This is a genomic window from Pedobacter nanyangensis (genome assembly GCF_003313505.1).
Classification (GTDB): domain Bacteria; phylum Bacteroidota; class Bacteroidia; order Sphingobacteriales; family Sphingobacteriaceae; genus Pedobacter; species Pedobacter nanyangensis.
Window position 1 is genome coordinate 60,210 of sequence record NZ_QMHO01000012.1, and the last position, 21,312, is coordinate 81,521.

Consider the following 21,312-nt stretch of genomic DNA (forward strand, 5'->3'; position numbering starts at 1 on the left):
CCGCAGGCGTAGTAAAGCGGATAGCGGGACTTGCCAAAAAGATGGCCACTGCTCTAGCGCTTCCGAAGAACAAACACTGTAGCTAAAAAAAACATCCTGTCACTCTGACACCCAAAAAACAAGCTATATTTACCTCAACTGTCAAAGCCGTGAAATTTTGTCAACCTAAAACCTCTTGGCACAAAAACTGATGACAGGTAAACTATCAAATTAAACATTTTAAATCAAAATAATATTATTAGAGTTATGGCTTTAAATTTAAAACCAATTGGAGACAGGATTGTGGTAGAAGCTGCACCTGCTGAAGAAAAAACGGCTTCTGGTATCTATATCCCTGATACTGCAAAAGAAAAACCTCAACAAGGAACGGTAGTTGCTGTTGGCGCTGGTAAAAAAGATGAACCAATGACTGTAAAAGTTGGCGACGTAGTACTTTATGGCAAATTTGCTGGCACCGAAGTATCTCACGAAGGAAAAGAGTATTTAATTATGCGTGAAAGCGATATTTACGCGGTAATTGGATAAAAAATTGAAATGTTGTAACGTTAAAATGTTGCAATGTTAATTGATTAGTAGTTGAAAAACCTTTCAACTTTAAAACATTAAAACTTTCAAACAAAATTAAGCAATGGCAAAACAAGTAAGATATAACGTTGAAGCTCGTGACGCACTGAAAAAAGGTGTTGACACTTTAGCAAACGCAGTAAAAGTAACTTTGGGTCCAAAAGGACGTAATGTAATTATCGATAAAAAATTCGGTTCACCGGCCATCACTAAAGATGGTGTTTCGGTAGCGAAAGAAATTGATTTAAAAGACCCAATTGAAAACATGGGTGCTCAAATGGTAAAAGAAGTAGCTTCTAAAACTGCTGATATTGCAGGTGATGGAACTACTACCGCTACTGTTTTGGCGCAGGCAATTGTTACCGCTGGCATTAAAAACGTGGCTGCTGGTGCAAATCCAATGGATTTGAAACGTGGTATCGACAAAGCGGTGGCTGCTGTGGTAGAGAACCTGAAAACTCAATCACAAACCGTTGGCGAAGACAACAACAAAATCAAACAAGTGGCTTCAATTTCTGCCAACAACGACGAGGTAATCGGTTCGTTAATTGCCGAAGCCATGCAAAAAGTAGGTAAAGACGGTGTAATTACGGTTGAAGAAGCAAAAGGTACTGAAACCGAAGTTAAAACGGTAGAAGGTATGCAATTCGACAGAGGTTACCTTTCTCCATACTTTGTAACCAATGCCGATAAAATGGAAGCTGAACTAGATGCGCCTTTCATTTTGATCTACGACAAAAAAATCAGCAACATGAAAGAGTTGTTGCCAGTATTGGAAAAAACAGTTCAAACTGGTAAACCGCTTTTAATCATTGCCGAAGATTTAGACGGCGAAGCTTTAGCTACTTTGGTAGTAAACAAAATCCGTGGCTCGCTGAAAGTTGCTGCGGTTAAGGCTCCTGGCTTTGGCGACAGAAGAAAAGCAATGTTAGAAGACATCGCTATCCTAACTGGCGGTATCGTAATTTCTGAAGAAAGAGGCTACAAATTAGAAAATGCTGATTTAACTTACCTGGGTACTGCAGAGAAAGTAGTAATTGATAAAGACAATACCACTGTAATCAACGGTTCTGGTAAAACTGAGGATATCAAAGCTCGTGTGGGCCAAATTAAAGCACAAATCGAGACGACTACTTCAGACTACGATAAAGAAAAACTACAAGAGCGTTTAGCTAAACTTTCTGGTGGTGTGGCCGTACTTTACGTAGGTGCTGCTTCGGAAGTTGAAATGAAAGAGAAAAAAGACCGTGTTGACGATGCTTTACACGCCACTCGTGCAGCGGTAGAAGAAGGCATTGTTGCTGGTGGTGGTGTTGCTTTCATCCGTGCGGTAGAAGCTTTAGCGAACCTAAAAGGCGATAACGACGACGAAACTACTGGTATTGCCATCGTGAAACGTGCTATCGAAGAGCCTTTGCGCCAAATCTGCGAAAACGCAGGTATCGAGGGTTCTATCGTGGTACAAAAAGTTAAAGAAGGCAAAGCCGATTTCGGTTACAATGCACGTACCGATGCTTATGAGAACTTAATTGGCGCTGGTGTAATCGACCCAACTAAAGTATCTCGTGTAGCTTTGGAAAATGCAGCTTCAATTGCGGCAATGCTATTAACTACCGAGGTAGTATTGGCAGACGAGCCGGAAGAAGCAGGCGCTGGTGCACACGCACACCCTCCAATGGGCGGTGGCATGGGCGGCATGATGTAGTCAAGCATCCGTAAATAGTACGTCATGCTGAATTCATTTCAGCATCAGCTATACAAAAATCCCTCAGAGCGAAAGTTCTGGGGGATTTTTATTTGCGATACGTCATTGCGAGGAGGAACGAGGAAGCAATCTCTATAAATCATTCGAAGCGCTAATCTATTGCTACTATCTCCCTCCAGTCCTGCTTTCCGCTCCAATCTTTTTGTTCCTCTACACAAACCTCATAGGTTTACTATGAATAATGTCTATTAAACCTATGAGGTTTTCCCCCTGGTCAAAAAATATTTCCGCTACAATCAGGGCTAGTTAACCAAAAACATTGCAAAACACTACCAACCCTTGCGCCTTATTTAAACCTCGCAGGTTTTTAAAACCTGCGAGGTTTCCAATCGAAAAACAACTTAATACCTAAACTCTTTCGTCTCCCAACTTCCCACCAACCCCAATTTACGGACTAAAACACTTTTCCGACTTGCGGACTTAAGACCTCCCTCCTCTTGCGGAGTACCAAAAAACTTTCTACATTTAACCCATGTGGGAAATACTAGGCGATAGAAACCAATTTTTAAGCATTGCAGAAGTCAACAAATTTTTATTGACCATTTTGCTATGTGGCATTATTGGCGCCGAACGTGAGTACCGCAGCAAATCGGCAGGTTTAAAAACCATGATCATGATTGGCCTGGGTTCTGCCCTATTTACCGTACTCTCCATTAAAATAGGCGATGTTAGTCACGACAGAATTGCCTCCAACATTGTAACCGGCATTGGCTTTTTGGGAGCCGGAGTAATTTTTAAGGAAGAAAACCGTGTAAAAGGCCTAACCACTGCCTGCGTTATCTGGATTGTGGCAGCCATTGGCATGGCCGTAGGTTCGGGCTATTTTATACAGGCCATTGGCGTAACCGGCGTAGTGCTTATCTCGTTACTGGTATTTCCGTATGTAGAGAACATTGCCGAGCGCCGTTTTACCAAGCGCACCTACCGCATTGCCAAAAGGTACCAAAACAAAGATTTAGATAATTATGAGCTGATCTTTAAACAGCACAAGCTAAAGCCCAGCCGTGGCAAGCACCAACTGGCCAACGGTATCATTACAGGCACTTGGGATGCCGTGGGAAGCCCAGCTAACCACCACAACTTTGTGGAGGCCATGCTGCAAGATAGCAGCATCTTAGAATTTGATTTTTAAACCGTTGCCCCATTTAAAAACCTGTTCGTTGCAAGTGCAATGTTCCGTTAATATCACCGTTAAATCAAATAATCAGCCTTTTGGCCAGCATTAAAAAATAATCCCGTTAGGCATTACACAGGTCATCAAATCCAATATTTGGTATAGCCTATTTTACTAGGCGAAGCTAAAAAAGATGCTCTTTCCATATAATCCCACATTAAACCTCTGGTGAAACAATCTCCCTTTCGTAAATCAACCAACAGCAAATAAGCACCTTGGCAATACACTTGTATAGCTTTCGCCTGCCCTTATAATCCGCTTCAAATTCATTTTTACATAAGGCCATTTTAAGCCACTCGTTTAGGGCAACGTGGCATTGATGCAAGTCTGTTTTCTTAAACACATTTTTAATTCCCAAATAAGGGTCGTTAATTTCGGCATCAGTTAAATAATCTGCGGCTTTTTCATTGCTCAACACTCCCCCACTTCGCCCCCGGTAAAGTTCCCTTGCCTCAAGCTGCGAAAATTTCACGCCCGTTTGGTCAATCACCCAAGTAGCGTTTAACACAACGCTAAAAAGCTCCCTACCATAAATCACATTTGCTGGAGCCGTTTTTATGCGCATTAAAGCCGTAGCACATTTGTACATCTTTTTAAGCCCCAATAAATGCTCTTTAATATTCGACACCGCAAAAAAATCACTGAAAACCATATAAGGATCTGTGTAGTGGTCAAACACCACTGCTTTCAGCTTTGCTTCATCATATTTAGCGGCATAGCGTGCAGTCAGATTGGGGATCCCTCCCTGTTTCATATTTTTCATAAGATAGGATTAAATTATGGATAGAATTAGGTAATGCTTATATTGGGAGGAACAGCAAAAACAGCAAACAATTATACAAACAATTTTGCAAAAATTCAAATTACATTGAAAAACAGTTCTACCATATTTGAAAGAATGATGATTTTGGCAACTAAATCAGGGTGCAAAAATGCCAATGACTTGTCAAAACATCTAGGCTATAAAAGCCCCGAAAAGCTTTATCGGCTAGAAAGAGACCAAAATGCGAAACCTTCTGTTGATATTTTAATAGATTTTGCCAGTAAATTCAAAACTGCGAATATGAACTGGATATTAACTGGTTTTGGTAGTGAATATGAAACGGATATCGTTCCACTTAAAGACCGTTTGGGAATTATTCCCGCCGATGATGAAGACATCAAGGATATTACCAACAGGGTTCCTTATTACAACATAGACGCTAACGATATCGACATCAGTCGCATGGTGGCAATGGAAGAGAAACCAGAATATTTTGTGAACTATCGCCCTTTTAACGATTGCACGGCCTACTTGCCCGTTTACGGCGATAGCATGTATCCCAAATACGCCTCTGGAGAAATTGTTGCCGTTAAGGAAATCACCAACCACGATATCATACAATGGGGCGAAGCTTACGTGATCATAACCACCGAAAGCTCCAACAGCTTAAGGACCATCAAGATTTTACACGAACATCCCGATCCAAATAAGATCATCCTACGATCTTCAAACCCAAACTTTAAAGGTGATACTGTCCTGAACAAAAAGGAAATCATTTCCCTTTATCTGATTAAAGGAAAAATTACCCGAAATATGATTTAAACGAAAAGCCGCACTATTCCATTGTTTTAAAAAAAGGTATTGCACAGGCGTATTTTGCTTTGGTGTTTATGCCCCGTAGCCTTGCAGGCTTCCACTTTGGCATGTTCAGCAAAGTTGTTCTGATATCTTCTGCTACCTTTTGGTTGGCTATTGGCTTATCAAAATCCACTTCAGCTACGTAGCCGTTTTCGTTAACCACCAATGTAGCCAAAATCCAATAATCTCCCCTGTCCCTTTTCCTGTAATGGGGAACGTACTTTTTGTAAAAGCCTATATCCTCTAAATACAGTTGGGCAATGTGGTTGTTGGTATACTTGTAATCGGGCGCAGTAAATAGTGTAGTATATTTTGTTGTAGCTCCCTTAAAAGTGGCAAAACCCCGTTTCAAAACGCCATGATGGTAAACCTCCTCAAAAAATTTGGTACCCAGGGCATTTTTCCCTTTCCAAACACCTGATTTTCTGCCACCAACATATTGGCCTTCCTCGGTAAAATCTTCTCCTAAATAATTTAAGGTTTCTACCAAATAGCCGTTGCCATTTTCCACTTGCGTAGCGCCGGCAGTATCAGCCTGATAGTTGAGTTTTACGGAATGATAGTTGAAATCTGGAACGTTGTTCAGTTGCCCGAAAGCTCTGTCAAAAGAATAAGTGAGAAACACCTCCTCCATTTCAATTTTCCTGGCCATTTTGGCATTTGCCCGGTAATGATCTTCAATGTAAAGCGTTTTGCCGTAAGCAGGTTTAGTTATTTTACGGACGAGGTAGGCACTGTCCAAATGGCTTACTACCAGGCCCTGCCGCGAAAGGTACACCGTATCTATTTTTTCTTGAGCAGTTACCACATGAAAAGGCAGGCAAAGGAATATAAAAAATAGCAGCTTCATATCTAATTGTTAATGCCTGCCAAAAAAATACAGGCAGGGAAGGTTTAAAAGCAATTTAAAATTTTGATCTCAATTTACATAACCACTGCACCTACTTTTTAACACAATATCACAAAACAATCGTAGCTTTGTACATGCCAAATGAACAAATATCAGTTTTTGACATCTTTAAGATAGGAATTGGACCTTCCAGTTCGCATACGCTTGGCCCTTGGCGGGCTGCGCAGCAATTCACCAACAGTTTGGCTGCGCAAGGCTTATTAGCCAATGTGGTACAAATTAAGATCCTGCTTTATGGTTCTTTAGCCAAAACAGGTAAAGGCCATGGCACTGATATTGCAATTTTACTGGGCTTGGCTGGTGGTGATCCCGTAACTTTTGATGTTAATGCCATTGATAGTACCGTAGCCCAAATTAAGGGAGAAAAAAAGTTAGCACTTGCCGGAAGTTTCGAAATTGATTTCTCCTATCAGGACGACCTGATTTTCCTTTTCTCCGAAAGTTTGCCCTTTCACCCAAATGCAGTGACCTTCCAAGCCTTCTTATCCAATGGTAAAGCCATTTCTGAAACCTATTATAGCATTGGTGGTGGCTTTGTGGTAAAGGAGGGACAGGATAGTAACGAAAAAGAGCTGGTTGAACTGCCATTTCCCATAGAAAAAGCGAGCGAGCTTTTACATTGGTGCCTAACCACTGGACTAAAGGTAAGCGAGATCGTGATGGAAAACGAGGCGGCCTGGCGGCCAGAGGCTGAAACCAAAAAAGGTATTCTGCAACACTTCAAAGTAATTAAAGAGTGCATTTATAGAGGTTGCCATACTTCGGGTTTTTTGCCGGGTGGCTTGGAAGTGGCCCGCAGGGCTGCCAAACTCAACCAACGTTTAATTGGTGAACAAACTTATAGCGACTACGATAGCTGGATTACCGCAATCCGCAACGGCGGTATGGGCTTTAACTATATTTTGGATTGGGTAAGCTGTTTTGCCCTGGCAGTGAACGAAGAAAACGCCGCTTTTGGCAGAGTAGTTACCGCTCCTACCAATGGCGCATCGGGTGTGATCCCTGCGGTACTACAATATTTCATCACCTTTTGCAATGGCTACACCGAAGAAAAGATCATCCAGTTTATTGCCTGTGCCAGCGAAATAGGCAGCATTTTTAAAAAAGGCGCAACCATTTCAGCAGCCATGGGCGGGTGCCAGGCCGAGATTGGCGTATCCTCTGCAATGGCGGCTGCTGCATTAACCGAGTGTTTGGGCGGCTCACAACGACAGGTGCTGATGGCGGCAGAAATTGCCATGGAACACCATTTGGGGCTTACCTGCGATCCTATTGGCGGCTTGGTACAAATCCCTTGCATTGAGCGTAATACCATGGGTGCCATTAAGGCCATTACCGCAAGCCAGCTGGCTTTGCAAAGCAACCCAGATAAAGCAAAAGTAAGTTTAGATGCCGTGGTAAATACCATGTGGGAAACCGCCTTGGATATGAACGCCAAATACAAGGAAACTTCTGATGGTGGCCTGGCTACAAAAGTACCAATCAGTTTGCCAGAATGCTAGGAGAGGATGTAGGCGAATCAGCGGGAAAACCTAACTACATAGGAGTAATTAAAAATCAAGTATAAACCCTATCTGCCTGTGGAATCTATTGATCGTGATTTATTACATTTTGGCATCAATGGGCTCGCCAAACTTCGGTTCTCCTAAAGGGCAGAGAAAAGTGCCTAGAAAAGATATTTGCTAAAATCTGCGGAAAAAATCTCCGCTATCAACAGGAATAATTAACACCTTAGAAATAACGGAACAATCACATCCCTTTCTTCATCTGCTCAGCAACCTTATTCGCTTGCACATCTTTGCGCTGCAACAAATAGTCTACAATCCTCGTCTTGTTCCTTTCTGAATGATTTTGGCTCAATTTAAAAACACCTTCCAGCTCGGTTACCGTAATTTCAACACCAACAATTGCCATTAAATGTTGCGCAATATACTCATCCGACATCTGATGAAATGAAGCAGGACTATGCGTCCCCTCATAGTGATCAGTTAAATCTTCGATGGCCTTTCTGGTACCAGCATCATCCAACAATTTAACCGTACCCCTAGCTTGCACACTACTGTAATTCCAAGTAGAAGCTGAGGCAGGATTTTCATAAACCGAAGCGCTTACATAAGCATGCGCACCCTGAAACAACACCAATACATTTTCATTTGCCAAAAAAGCCTGATGATGGTCGGTTTTTTTCATGACATGGCCAATCAACCTAATTTCATCATCCACAATTTTTACCTGAAATGGAACTTGGGTAGCAGATGGGACATTATCATTTGCGCCAATTAATACCGCAAACGGATGTGCTTGCATAAAAGCAATGAGCTTAGCCTTGTCTTTTTCTAAAAAATGACCAACCTTATACACGGCCTAAAACTTAATCTTAACAGTGACTTGATTGTCTGATTTTGGATTGTAGTTCCATTTAGGACCATTTTGCAACAAGCGAACAGCTTCGTCGTCCATTGCTTTGTTTTGGCCCTTTAGCACTTTAACATTGGTAGGCACACCTTCTTCGCTAACGGTAAAACCGAGCTCTACCAACCGTGTTCCATCGCCAGTAAGCTTGTTATTCTTTTGAAGGTATACTTCATAAGCTGTCCATCCATCTGCTGGTGCATTAACAGGGCTCAAGGTCAATGGTTTCTTTAAATTGCCAGAACTTGCCACCCCTACCTCACTTAAAGAATTTTGGATTTCATCTAATCTGATGTTCAAATTCTGATCGGCTTTTGCCTCTATATTTTTTCCATTGTAGCCAATGGACGCTACTTCTATGGAAACTTTATCTGCTTTTTTGTTGGTAGGCAATACAAATTCACCGCTACCATTGGTAATGGTCCTGGCATCTTCCCCCACCATTTGCACGTAGGCTCCAGAAATAGGTCGGCCTAAATAATCCACTACTTTACCTCTCACGGTAGCGTAGCCCATTTGGGGCCTAACTCCCTCGGCCGCACTTGCCAAAGCCTGCACTGGCGGGCTTGGAGCCGCTTTAGGAGGGCCAATTACCGACAGTTGATTTTCGTTGGCATGCTCACTTTTAAACCTTGCAGTAGCAGGCTGCCTATCCAACAAAACTGGACTGCTTTGGGTTGCCGCTACACTTTTGGCACGGTTACTGGCAATAACCGGACTTTCTTTGCTTAAAGTCTTATTTAAAACCTGTTCTACTTTTTGTTTATCAATTGTAGCCACAGTTGCCGGTGCTACAGCGCTATCAGCCGTTGGAACAGTTGCAGACACTTCGGGTTTCAGGTCAATCTCTATGTTTTTTGCCTTGTTGGCAGCTAATTCTGCCTGCTGTTGGCGTTGGTTTTCGCGCATCCAAAACAGTACGCTCACCGTTAAAAACAATACCGCAGCAGTTGCCGCAATACTTAACCGATGCGAGGCCATGCGCCACATTTTACGCTCAACAGGTTTTTCTGCAATGCGCTCTTGCAGCTGTCTTTGTAAAATAGAAAACGTTTGGGTGCGCTTTTTAGCTTCGGTTAAACCAGCCAAAGCTTGGGCTACAAAAGGATCTTCGAGCGAGATACGCTCTACCTTATGCATCATACTGGCATCCAACTTACCTTCAAGGTAATCGTCCAGTATTTCAATATCTAACCATTCGTTATTGCCCACTGTTTTTCTCAATACAAATTTTCAAATTCCGCTTACCGTTTTGGATATAGCTTTTTACTTTAAGCATATCATATCCAGTAATATCGGCAACTTCTTTATAGCATTTCTCTTGAAGATAGAATAAATCTACGCTTCTTCTCTGTTCTTCTGAAAGGGTTTCCATACATTTTTCCATGATGGTTAACTGTGTTTCTTTTGTGTCGTCGATATCTAGATGCACAAAGTCGCTATTTTCCACAAAATTATCCTCCATGGTTACCGTTGGATTTCTGGACGATTTCCGCAGTGCCATCAAACAATGGTTACGGGTAAGCACGTGCAGCCAGCTTTTAAAATTTTGCACCTGATGGATCCGCAGTTTTGAAACCAGCTCTTCAAAAATCTGCATTACCGCATCCTTACTTTGTTCCTCATCTTTAAAATAATTGAAACAAACCCCATATACCAAGTGCATATATTTGTTGTAAAGTTCGCCCAACATCTTTAAATCGCCACTTTTTTGATAAGCGACAACCAGCGAAGCATCATCCTGCTCCTCCATTCTAGATGTATTTTTTATAAACTTCAAATGCGTAGTAATCCCTAAATTTCTTTCAAGTATAAAAATATTTTTCGAGAAGGGTATGGAAAATTATGCCATTGCACATCTAGCCTTTAAACGCCCAACGTGAAATGAGCTAATCGTTAACAAGGTATCCTTGCAATTAAGATCGGAACCACTTTAACAAAAGCACATCTCATTTATCCTTAAACAAAAATGATGTGAAATGAAACCTTTACTGATATCCCTCGTTATTTCGATCCTATTTTTAGGATACCAAACGGCCCCTACCCGACAAATCACCGGTACAATAATCAGCACCGCAGATGGGTTGCCCGTAACCAATGTAATGGTCAAAAGCTTACCCAGTAAAACCAGTACAGTTACCGATGCCAACGGCAAATACAGTTTAAAAGCGCCCAAAACCGACACGCATTTGCTCATCAGTTCCATTGGTTTTAAAACCCAGAACGTTAAACTGGGCAAACAAACCGTTATTAACGTTAAACTGGAAGGAAACATTAATGCCCTTCAAGAAGTTGTCGTAGTGGGGTATGCCGCGGAAATGAAAAAAGAAGCTACATCTTCGATGTACATGGCCCCACCTGCATTAAGTGGCCGGATAGCCGGCATGAGCATTCACGATCGGAATACCTACCATCCATACGCTCAAAACACCGAAAACTATGCGCACATTACTGAAAATGTCTTTAAAAAGACTCATGACAATCCGCTTTCTACCTTTTCCATAGATGTTGATGCCGCTGCCTATAGTAACCTGCGCAGGTTTATCAACAGTGGTAATTTACCCCCGAAAGACGCCATCAGAATTGAAGAAATGATCAATTATTTCGATTATAATTATGAACAGCCTAAAGGCCCGGACCCGGTAAATATCGTAACGGAAATTGGCACCGCCCCTTGGAATCCGCAACACCGATTGGTACACATTGGCCTCCAGGCCAAAACCATCCCCAACCAAAATTTACCCGCCTCAAATTTGGTTTTTTTGATTGATGTATCAGGATCAATGACAGACTTCAACAAATTGCCATTATTAGTGAGTTCCCTACGTCTACTTACGGATAACTTACGTGAAAAGGACAAAGTGGCCATTGTGGTTTATGCCGGCAACTCGGGCTTGGTATTACCAGCTACTTCCGGCCAAAACAAACAGGCCATTAAAGATGCCTTAAATAAGTTAAGTGCGGGCGGCTCCACCGCTGGTGGGGCAGGAATCAAACTGGCCTACAAAGTAGCCGCAGAAAACTTCATCAAAGGTGGCAATAACAGAATCATTTTGGCTACTGACGGCGACTTCAATGTAGGTGCCAGCAGCGATGCAGACATGCAAACACTCATTGAAGAAAAACGTAAGAGTGGGGTGTTTTTAACCGTGCTGGGCTTTGGAATGGGCAACTACAAGGACAGCAAAATGGAGGTACTTGCCAACAAAGGCAATGGAAATTACGCTTATATCGACAACATCAACGAAGCGAGAAAAGTACTCATCAACGAATTTGGCGGCACGCTCTTTACTGTAGCCAAGGATGTAAAACTGCAAATTGAATTTAACCCTAAAAAAGTACAGGCCTACCGTTTAATTGGTTACGAAAATCGTTTACTAAATAATGAAGATTTTAATGACGACCAAAAAGATGCCGGAGAAATGGGTGCTGGCCACACCGTTACTGCTCTTTATGAAATTATTCCTGTTGGTGTTAAAAGCAATTTTATCAAAAAAACCGACGAGCTCAAATATCTGAAGGGCTCCCCGTCATCTGATTACGCTAATGAAATGCTGACGGTTAAACTTCGTTATAAAGACCCCGAAGGAAATAAAAGCAAGCTATTGCAACAGGCAGTACTAGACAGCTATCAAGACAAGCTGAGCAAAACCAGTGATAACTTTAGGTTTTCGGCTTCGATAGCGATGTTAGGGATGTTATTACGCCAATCGGAATTTGTACAAGAGAGTAGTTTTGAACAAAGCATTGCCCTAGCTGAAGGTGCAAAAGGTTCAGATAAAGAAGGCTATAGAGCAGAATATATTAAATTGGCAAAAAGTGCACAATTAATGGCAAAAGATTTACGTAATTTTGCTAAGGCAGGTAGCGAGAAATAATCGCTACCCCTAAAATAACATTTAGATGAAAAAAATCGGATTATTCCTACTCGCTGCATCGGCGTTAACTTTAAATAGTTGCGATGCACAAAGCCAAAGCAAACTGGGCAATATCATCAATCAAGTAGCCACTGGTGCCACGGGCACACCCACCAATTTAGAAATAGGCAATGCCTTAAAACAAGCCTTGGAAATAGGCACTGCTGCCGGAGCAGATAAGCTATCGGCTAAAGATGGTTTTTTTGGCAACATGGCCATTAAAATCCTGTTCCCTACCGAAGCACAAAAGGTAGAAAAGGGTTTGCGCAGCCTAGGTTTAAATTCATTGGCCGATAATGTGATCTTGAGCTTGAACCGTGCCGCCGAAGATGCTGCAAAGGAGGCCAAGCCTATTTTTGTAAATGCAATTAAGCAAATGACCATTGCCGATGCTACCAACATTTTGCTTGGCAATACTAAAGATGCGGCCACACAATATTTCAAAAGAGTAACCACTGCACAGCTGACAGAAAAATTTTCGCCGGTAATTGCCAATAGTTTAAGCAAGGTTGGCGCCACTAAGTACTGGACTGATGCCGCTTCTGCCTACAATAAAATCCCTTTGGTAAAACCAGTAAACACCAATTTAACAGCTTATGTAACTGAAAAAGCCATTGAGGGCATGTTTGTTCAGGTGGCCCAGGAGGAACTAAAAATCAGGGAAAATGTAGCCGCCCGATCAACTGGCTTGCTGCAAAAGGTATTTGGCTATGCCGATACCAAAAAGTAATACACACATTTGTTGATTTGTTAATAAAATCTTGACAGAACGAAACCAATTTTTCGCTAGCTTGTTATACGAAAACAAGATCGATAAAAAAGTCCTGTGAGTGGGCTATCCACGGAGGGCAGGCACAGCATAAATAGGTTAACTATAATAGAAAGAGCATCCAATATTTTGGGTGCTCTTTTGTTTTTATGAAGTATATATTTACCCCCCTCTTTGCATTCTTTGCGTAACTCCTTTTTTCCTTTGCGGTAGTTTTTTTAACGCAAAGATTTTTTAAGAATTCGCAAAGAATGCGAAGGAAAACCGCATGTAGCGGACTGTATCATCCTGAGCTTGTCGAAGGATAATGGCACTCAGAAATATGCTTCAATAAACTCAGCAAGACGACTAACAAAACCTAATAACAAAAAAAAGAGGATACCCATTACGAGCATCCTCTAACAAAATCATCTATGTGTTGTGATTAGTTTCCGTTGAACGAGAAAGTAATAGCACCTTCTTCGCTTACGCCCGAAATAGTAGTTCTACCATCTCTAGAAGTAGGAAGTGCTTTTTCAATATCTGCAGCACTACTTACGGCCACACCATTTACTTTAGTGATCACCAAGCCTTTTTTCACGCCCCAATAATCAAACAATTGACCTGGAGTTACACCTGTTACTACCACCCCGTTTTTCAAGCCATATTTGGCTTTCAAAGCGTCCGATGCTGGCGCAAAGCTTGCACCTAATTTACTAATGCTAGCTCCGGTATTTTTATTTTCAGCCTTAGCTGCTAAAGCTACAGAGCTTTCGCCTTTTAAAGTTACATTAACATTTTTAGTAGAACCATCTGCTTTCAAAACCGTTAATGCTACTTTATCGCCAGGGCTCATACGGCCGATACGCTCTTGTAAATCCGGTGAATCGTAAATGGCCAGTCCGTTTACTTTTTTGATAATATCACCAGATTTGATGCCCGCAGCAGCCGCTGCACCATTTTCCAATACATCTTTAACGTATAGGCCTGAGTTTTCTTTCACTTTAAGTTCTTCGGCAACATCAGCATCTAGGGCTACAAAGTTAACGCCAATATAACCACGTTTTACCGAACCAAATTTCTTAAAGTCTTCTAAAATCTTTTTCGCCAAGTTCACTGGAATAGCAAAACCATAGCCTTCATTTCTACCAGTTTGAGAAGCAATGGCTGCATTGATCCCTATCAACTCTCCGTTAGCATTTACCAAAGCACCGCCGCTGTTACCAGGGTTAATGGCAGCATCGGTTTGGATAAAAGATTCGATAGAGTTATTGGTACGTGTCGGTCTTTGTCCTGTTCTTCTGAATTCGTCGTACTCTTCTTCGGTCATCATTCCGCTTTCGCGGTTTAATATTCCAATATTACGAGCCTTAGCACTTACAATACCCGCAGTAACGGTGGTTTGTAAATCCAGAGGGAAACCTACGGCCAAAACCCACTCGCCTACCTGCACGTTGTCTGAATTACCCATTTTCACGTAAGGCAAGTCATTCGCTTCTACTTTAATTAAAGCTAAGTCTGTATTGGCATCTTTACCAATCACTTTTGCAGTTACCTTACGTCTGTTAGCTAAAATCACCTCAATTTTATCGGCCTTATCTACTACGTGGTTATTGGTTACAATGTATCCATCCGGCGTTAAAATTACTCCCGAACCCGAAGCGGCCTGTGGTTGACGTGGGACACGTTGCATGCCACCGCCAAAGCCAAAGAACTGTTCAAACATATCTTCCACTCCCCCACCACTCCTGCTTGATTTATTGTCGTAAGTAGTTTTGATATGTACTACCGCTGGAGATACCACCGCCGCAGCCTGTACAAAATCAGGAGCCCCAGCCGAAGATGCCCTCACCATATTACTTGCAAACATGGTGTTTTGCTTATCGGCCAGCGTTAAGTTATCACTTGGGCGCTCTAATAATTTATAGGCGCCAATTGCTAATGCACCGCCCAAAAAAGAGGCAGCCAAAACAATCAATCCTATTTTTTTCATTTGCATAATTATTTATTTTTTTAGGTGAAACCGCTCTACGCAAATTCCAAGCGGTTTCAAGGTTATTGTATGTGTGTATTATACTTGAAATACATTTCAAATTTAATACCATATGAACGATATTTGTATCATAATCACGTCTAAAGACATGTTAAAAAATGTTAAAAGCCATTACAGCAGCATGTTGACGTTTTTTGCTCAGCTATTGTTACAAATTTATTGTATTTCATCATGAAAATTAAGTTCTATAAATACCAAGGTGCCGGAAACGATTTTGTATTGATTGACCACAGGGAAAGTCCCTTAAAAAACATTGATACCAAGCTTGTGGCCAAGCTTTGCGACCGTAGATTTGGTATTGGGGCTGATGGTTTGATGTTTCTTTTAAGCCATCCAGACTATGATTTTGAAATGGTTTACCATAATGCTGATGGCAATGTGGGCAGCATGTGCGGCAATGGCGGCAGGTGCATTGTGGCTTTTGCAAAGCACTTGGGCGTGATTGACAGTGAAACTAATTTTTTGGCAGTGGATGGCGCACATTATGCCAAAATTTCAGTCGAAGGCAACTGGGTAGAGTTACAGATGATTGACGTAGACCATATTCAGCAAGACGAGGAAGCTTTTGTACTGAACACCGGCTCGCCACATTATGTAAAAGAAGTAAGCAACCTGGAACAGCTTGACGTTTATACCCAAGGTTACAACATTCGCAATAACGACACCTACAAAAACGAAGGCATTAACGTTAATTTCATAGAGCAAATGCCCGATCATTTGTTTGTGCGCACTTTTGAACGTGGTGTAGAAGACGAAACCTATGCCTGCGGAACAGGTGTTACTGCGGTAGCCATGGCCATGGCCAAAAAGCAAAATCAGATTGGTAAAATTGAAACGCCTATTAAAGTATTAGGTGGCAACCTACAGATCAACTTTAATTATGATGGCCATAAGTTTACCGAGGTATTTTTATGCGGACCAGCAGAGAAAGTTTTTGAGGGCGAGATAGACCACTTGTAATTTTTCACAGCAGTTATTAGCCGCAAATGCTGCACTGCATTATTTGTAACAAAAATTAATCAAATGATTAAATGAGATTTCGCTGACTTTAAAAAGACATTCCGATTCTACTTTTGTTGACAAAATTGTTAAACATAAAAGTTAACCGGTGGCTTTAAGCAAAGAAGAACTCATTAAACAGACGGCAAAGGACTTATTCTTTAGCAAAGGATGCTTGCATGCTACTACGCAAGAAATTGCCGATGCTGCAGGCGTGAACCGTTCGCTTATCAATTACTATTTCCGATCCAGGGACTTGCTTTTTCAAACGGTGTACCGTGAAGCGGTAGAAAGTTTGAAATCTCAGCTGGATAAAGTACTGTACGACAATACTCCTTTCAAGGAAAAATTAGGTATTTTTATAGATGTTTACATGAAGGAACTACTGAAATACCCCTATCGGGAGTCGTTCCTCATTACCGAAATATGCAGTAAAAACTTTGCCCTTAAGGAAAAGAAAAAAAGTGCTGCACTAGCCCATTTCCTCAAAGAAATTGCAGAAGAAATGGAAAAAGGCACCCTCAAAAAAGGAGATCCGATACATTTCGTATTTGACCTTTTGGCACTAATGTCGTTCCCAGTAATTATGACACCGCTTTACCAGAAGCTACTGGATATCTCCAAAGAAAAATACCAAACCCTGATTGCCGAAAGAAAGCAATTGATTTTAGAAAAAATTTTTAATTAAAAACCTTCAATCTCAACATATAATGAAACAATCCTCACTTTTATTCTCGCTAATGGGCATTACAGGCCTATTTATAGCATCATGCAGCTCAGGTGGCAAAGACCCTAAAGCTGCAGCGGGCAAACCTACCGGTCCGCAAGCCTACCCAGTGGTGGAAATCAATGAATTCAATACTACTCTGGAAAGCGATTACCCTGCTACCTTGGAAGGGCAACAAAACGTAGATATCAGACCAAAAATTGATGGCTTCATCGAAAAAATATACGTAGATGAAGGCGCCACGGTAAAATTGGGCCAGCCTCTTTTCAAAATCAATGCGCCCCAATACGAACAGGCGGTTAGAACTGCCGAAGCAGCCATTAAAAGTGCCGAAGCTGACGTAAACGCCGCACAGCTACAGTACAACAAAACCAAGCCATTGGTAGAAAAGGACATCATCAGCAAATTTGATTTAGAAAATGCCGCCTTAACCCTAACCTCTAGAAAAGCAGCTTTGGCACAGGCCAAAGCGGCATTGGTAAACGCAAAGGTTAATTTGGGCTACACCGTGGTAAATAGCCCAGCAAATGGGGTAATTGGAACCATTCCTTACAAAGTTGGTGCTTTAGTTAGCAGCACCAGTCAACAAGCCTTAACTACCGTTTCCAGTATTAGCAAGGTGTATGCTTATTTTTCATTAAACGAAAAGCAGTTGCTACAAATTTCAAGAGATACCAAAGGCCGTACCCTGGAAGACAAAATTAAGCAAATTCCAGCCGTGACTTTAGTATTAGCAGACGGTTCTATTTATCCGGAGCTAGGTAAAATTGAAACCATCAGCGGACAAATCAATACGCAAACGGGTTCATCTAGTTTAAGGGCAACGTTCCCTAACCCAAATGGTTTGTTACGTTCAGGATCTAGCGCCTCTGTTCGTATTCCACAACATTTACAGAACGCTTTGTTGGTACCACAAAAATCAACTACAGATATACAGGGTAAAAAGTTCGTTTATTTGGTGAATGATACTGGCGGTGTAAAAAGTACCAATATCGAAATCATGGAATTAACTAAAGGTAATTTCTACGTGGTTACTAAAGGCCTAAAAGCAGGCGACAAGTTCATTTTGGAAGGCTTTGCGTCTCTGAAAGATGGAGACAAGGTAAAACCAGCTCCTAAGCCGGCCGATTCTGTATTTGCTGATGCCAAAAATAAATAAGTTATTTTTTGTTGTAAAGTTAAAGTGTTGCAAGTCCCTCAACGTTTCAACTTTACAACATTCAAACATCCCAACAAAATCTCATGTTTAAGAAATTTATCGAAAGGCCCGTACTTTCTACCGTAGTCTCTATCATTATCTTAATTTTAGGGGTTTTAGGTATTGTAACGCTGCCTATTTCGCAATATCCGGAAATTGCACCTCCAACGGTGCAGGTTTCTGCCTCTTACCAAGGTGCCAACGCCGATGTGGTAATGAGCAGTGTGGTGGTTCCGCTAGAAGAACAGATTAACGGCGTAGAAGACATGACCTATATGACTTCTTCTGCCGGTAATGATGGTTCGGCAACCATTACCGTTAACTTTAAATTAGGCACCAACCCCGACTTGGCTGCTGTAAACGTACAAAACCGTGTAGCTCGTGCCACCAGTTTATTACCTGCCGAGGTAACCCGTGCGGGGGTAATTACTGCCAAAAGACAATCCAGTAACGTACTGATTTTTGGTTTGTACAGTGATGACCCTGCTTATGACCAAAAGTTTTTGCAAAACTACGCCGAAATCAATATCGTGCCCCAAATTAAAAGGGTAACTGGTGTGGGCGATGTGAACGCATTTGGTCAATCTATTTACACCATGCGTTTGTGGTTAAAACCAGACGTGATGGCGGCCTATGGCTTAGTTCCTAGCGACATTAATGCGGCTCTAGCCGATCAAAATATTGAAGCAGCTCCAGGACAACTAGGTGAAAAGGCTCAACAATCTTTCCAATATACTTTAAAATATACCGGAAGACTAAAAGACGAGACCCAATTTGGAGACATCATTATTAGAACTGCTGAAAACGGGCAGATATTAAAACTAAAAGATGTTGCCCGTATTGAACTAGGCGCTCAAAGTTATGCCGCTTCCGTAAAAATGAACGGCAAGGAAGCCTTGGGTTTTGCGGTAAACCAAACCGCAGGCTCAAATGCAAAAGAAGTCATTGATGGCGCTTTAAAAGCTTTGGAAACCGCTAAAGCTGATTTCCCTAAAGGAATCAATTATGAAATTTTAACCAACGTTAATGATTTCCTTGATGCGTCAATTGAAAAAGTACTGCATACTTTGGTGGAAGCGTTTATTCTTGTATTTATCGTAGTGTTTATTTTCCTTCAGGATTTTAAATCTACGTTGATTCCGGCCATTTCAGTGCCCGTAGCTATTGTAGGGACTTTCTTCTTCCTCAGTTTATTTGGTTTCACCATTAACTTGCTTACCCTTTTTGCCCTGGTGCTGGCCATTGGTATTGTGGTGGATGATGCGATTGTGGTGGTGGAGGCCGTCCATGCCAAGCTCGACAAGGGCTACAAATCAGCCAGAAAGGCAACACTTGATGCGATGGACGAGATTACTGGGGCCATTATCTCTATTACTTTGGTAATGGCAGCGGTGTTCGTTCCCGTAAGTTTTATCAGTGGTTCATCGGGCGTTTTCTTTAAACAGTTTGGTTTAACGCTGGCCATTTCTATCATTCTATCGGCAATTAACGCCTTAACGTTAAGTCCAGCTTTATGTGCCTTGTTATTGAAACCACACCAGGATGACCACCAGGAGAAAAAGGGCTTCATGAAACGCTTTTATGCGGCTTTTAATGCTTCATTCGAGACCATGACCCGTAAATACAAAGGTTCCGTTTATTTCTTATCCAAGAAAAAATGGGTTGCTGGTTTAGGCTTATTAGCTTTTATTCTTGCCTTTGTTTGGGCTTTTAACACTACGCCAAAAGGTTTCGTCCCTAATGAGGATTTAGGCTCCATTATGTCTGATATTTCCCTGCCTCCCGGGACTTCTCAAGAGCGTACCGACGAGGTCCTGAATAAAATTGACAGTATTGTAAGAACCGTACCAGAAGTTAGGCTTACACTTAAAGTGACCGGCAGAGCCATGATCAGTGGTTCGGGCAGTTCATACGGGATGGTAATTAGCCGTTTAAAACCTTGGAACGAACGTAAGCGTGATGTTAAAACCATTATTGGAGAATTATTTGCGAAAACATCGAACATGAAAGAAGCTAAAATTATCTTCTTTGCGCCACCAACCATCCAAGGTTTTGGTACTGGTGGCGGTTTCGAATTCCAACTACAGGACAAAACTGGTGGTACCATCAATAACTTCTCGCAAATTGCCAATCAGTTTTTAGCAGCGCTTAATCAGCGCCCAGAAATACAATATGCAGCAACGTCATTTAACCCCAACTTCCCTCAATATCTAATTACGGCTAATGTGGCAAAAATTAAGCAGGCTGGCTTAAACGTAAACGATGTAATGAGTGTAATGCAAGGTTATTACGGCGGTGTATATGCTTCCAATTTCAACAAATTTGGCAAGCAATATAGGGTAGTTTACCAAGCCGATCCAGCATATCGTGCTGACCTGGAAAGCTTGAACAAGGTATATGTACGTACGCCTAGCGGCACCATGGCGCCTATCACAGGTTTTATTTCCACGGAAAGGGTTTACGGGCCCCAGGCCATTTCGAGGTTTAACCTTTACACTTCTATTGCTGTTACTGGAAACCCTAAGCCAGGCTACAGTTCTGGTGACGCCTTAAAAGCAGTACAGGAAGAAGCTGCCAAAATACTACCTCAAGGTTACGGCTATGAGTTCTCTGGTTTATCGAGGGAGGAGCAGTCGAGCGGAAACCAAACCGTATATATCTTCTTACTATGTTTGATATTTGTTTACTTCCTGCTTTGTGCCCAATACGAAAGTTATGTGTTGCCTTTGGCGGTAATTTTATCACTTCCAGTTGGTTTGGCAGGGGTATTCATTTTCGATAAGATTTTCGGTATCGATAATAATATCTACACCCAAATTACCTTAATCATGTTGATTGGACTTTTGGCCAAGAACGCCATTTTGATTGTGGAATTTGCAGTAGAACGAAGAAGAAAAGGAATGACCATATTACAAGCAGCACTTGAAGGAGCAACAGCAAGGTTAAGACCAATCCTGATGACCTCATTTGCCTTTATCTTAGGTATTTTACCTTTAATGTTATCTTTTGGTGTAGGTGCCGCAGGTAACAACTCTATTGGTACAGGCGCTGTAGGTGGTATGTTATTCGGAACCATATTTGGGGTTTTCGTTATTCCAGTACTTTTCATTGTTTTCCAAACTTTACAAGAGAAAGTGAGCAGCAAGTCTCCTTTTGACCCAAGTGTGTTGGAACAACAAACACACCTGAATTTTGAACAACTAAAAGATCCTGAAGCATAATTC

General features: G+C 41.7%; 17 protein-coding genes. 11 read left to right on the forward strand and 6 right to left on the reverse strand.

All coding sequences use genetic code 11. The features are described from left to right. Nucleotides 1–246 precede the first annotated feature (246 nt). From DUT71_RS16685 to DUT71_RS16695, 3 genes are all read left to right on the forward strand, one after another. Entirely contained in the window at nt 247–525 is a 279-nt protein-coding gene (locus DUT71_RS16685; protein ID WP_113647972.1) for a co-chaperone GroES, read from the forward strand. 103 nt (nt 526–628) lie between these two features. Next, nucleotides 629–2,269: a chaperonin GroEL gene (groL, locus tag DUT71_RS16690; protein ID WP_113663686.1), complete on the forward strand. Its 1,641-nt coding sequence runs from the start codon at nt 629–631 to the stop codon at nt 2,267–2,269. A gap of 532 nt (nt 2,270–2,801) precedes the next feature. Beyond that, a complete protein-coding gene (locus DUT71_RS16695; RefSeq protein WP_113663687.1) occupies nt 2,802–3,461 on the forward strand; it encodes an MgtC/SapB family protein in 660 nt (219 codons plus the stop codon). Between the two features lie 199 nt (nt 3,462–3,660). On the opposite strand, the gene DUT71_RS16700 is transcribed toward DUT71_RS16695, so the two are convergent. After that, nucleotides 3,661–4,266 carry a hypothetical protein gene (locus DUT71_RS16700; RefSeq protein ID WP_113663688.1) on the reverse strand — a complete coding sequence of 202 codons (606 nt, stop codon included), beginning with the start codon at nt 4,264–4,266 and terminating at the stop codon, nt 3,661–3,663. 180 nt (nt 4,267–4,446) lie between these two features. Here DUT71_RS16700 and DUT71_RS16705 point away from each other — a divergent pair, with 180 nt between their 5' ends. Beyond that, a complete protein-coding gene (locus DUT71_RS16705) occupies nt 4,447–5,088 on the forward strand; it encodes a S24 family peptidase (RefSeq protein ID WP_240186967.1) in 642 nt (213 codons plus the stop codon). Nucleotides 5,089–5,101: 13 nt separating this feature from the next. On the opposite strand, the gene DUT71_RS16710 is transcribed toward DUT71_RS16705, so the two are convergent. Then, nucleotides 5,102–5,974 (reverse strand): hypothetical protein, encoded by an 873-nt coding sequence (locus tag DUT71_RS16710; RefSeq protein ID WP_113663689.1) that lies wholly within the window; start codon nt 5,972–5,974, stop codon nt 5,102–5,104. A gap of 134 nt (nt 5,975–6,108) precedes the next feature. On the opposite strand from DUT71_RS16710, the gene DUT71_RS16715 reads away from it, so the two are divergent. Then, nucleotides 6,109–7,536, forward strand: a complete 1,428-nt coding sequence (locus DUT71_RS16715; protein ID WP_113663690.1) for an L-serine ammonia-lyase — start codon at nt 6,109–6,111, stop codon at nt 7,534–7,536. Between the two features lie 247 nt (nt 7,537–7,783). On the opposite strand, the gene DUT71_RS16720 is transcribed toward DUT71_RS16715, so the two are convergent. The 3 genes from DUT71_RS16720 to DUT71_RS16730 are packed head-to-tail and all read right to left on the reverse strand — an operon-like array spanning nt 7,784 to nt 10,199. Further along, on the reverse strand, nt 7,784–8,395 hold the full coding sequence (locus DUT71_RS16720) for an FMN-binding negative transcriptional regulator (protein ID WP_113663691.1): 612 nt from the start codon (nt 8,393–8,395) through the stop codon (nt 7,784–7,786). A gap of 3 nt (nt 8,396–8,398) precedes the next feature. Beyond that, nucleotides 8,399–9,670 carry an energy transducer TonB gene (locus DUT71_RS16725; protein WP_113663692.1) on the reverse strand — a complete coding sequence of 424 codons (1,272 nt, stop codon included), beginning with the start codon at nt 9,668–9,670 and terminating at the stop codon, nt 8,399–8,401. Further along, nucleotides 9,648–10,199 carry an RNA polymerase sigma factor gene (locus DUT71_RS16730; protein ID WP_240186969.1) on the reverse strand — a complete coding sequence of 184 codons (552 nt, stop codon included), beginning with the start codon at nt 10,197–10,199 and terminating at the stop codon, nt 9,648–9,650. The genes DUT71_RS16725 and DUT71_RS16730 overlap by 23 nt, the downstream gene beginning before the upstream one ends. 226 nt (nt 10,200–10,425) lie before the next feature. Here DUT71_RS16730 and DUT71_RS16735 point away from each other — a divergent pair, with 226 nt between their 5' ends. Together DUT71_RS16735 and DUT71_RS16740 are read left to right on the forward strand one after the other, a co-directional pair. After that, nucleotides 10,426–12,324 (forward strand): vWA domain-containing protein, encoded by a 1,899-nt coding sequence (locus DUT71_RS16735; protein ID WP_113663694.1) that lies wholly within the window; start codon nt 10,426–10,428, stop codon nt 12,322–12,324. Nucleotides 12,325–12,349: 25 nt separating this feature from the next. Next, nucleotides 12,350–13,093, forward strand: coding sequence for a DUF4197 domain-containing protein (locus tag DUT71_RS16740; RefSeq protein ID WP_113663695.1), 744 nt, complete (start codon nt 12,350–12,352; stop codon nt 13,091–13,093). Nucleotides 13,094–13,556: 463 nt separating this feature from the next. Here DUT71_RS16740 and DUT71_RS16745 read toward each other — a convergent pair whose 3' ends face one another. After that, entirely contained in the window at nt 13,557–15,104 is a 1,548-nt protein-coding gene (locus tag DUT71_RS16745; RefSeq protein WP_113663753.1) for a trypsin-like peptidase domain-containing protein, read from the reverse strand. 231 nt (nt 15,105–15,335) lie between these two features. Here DUT71_RS16745 and dapF point away from each other — a divergent pair, with 231 nt between their 5' ends. From dapF to DUT71_RS16765, 4 genes are all read left to right on the forward strand, one after another. Further along, nucleotides 15,336–16,124: a diaminopimelate epimerase gene (gene dapF / locus DUT71_RS16750; RefSeq protein WP_113663696.1), complete on the forward strand. Its 789-nt coding sequence runs from the start codon at nt 15,336–15,338 to the stop codon at nt 16,122–16,124. A gap of 148 nt (nt 16,125–16,272) precedes the next feature. Next, nucleotides 16,273–16,851: a TetR/AcrR family transcriptional regulator gene (locus DUT71_RS16755; protein ID WP_113663697.1), complete on the forward strand. Its 579-nt coding sequence runs from the start codon at nt 16,273–16,275 to the stop codon at nt 16,849–16,851. A gap of 22 nt (nt 16,852–16,873) precedes the next feature. Next, nucleotides 16,874–18,049, forward strand: a complete 1,176-nt coding sequence (locus DUT71_RS16760) for an efflux RND transporter periplasmic adaptor subunit (protein WP_113663698.1) — start codon at nt 16,874–16,876, stop codon at nt 18,047–18,049. Nucleotides 18,050–18,132: 83 nt separating this feature from the next. Next, nucleotides 18,133–21,309: an efflux RND transporter permease subunit gene (locus DUT71_RS16765; RefSeq protein WP_113663699.1), complete on the forward strand. Its 3,177-nt coding sequence runs from the start codon at nt 18,133–18,135 to the stop codon at nt 21,307–21,309. The last annotated feature ends 3 nt before the right edge of the window (nt 21,310–21,312 follow it).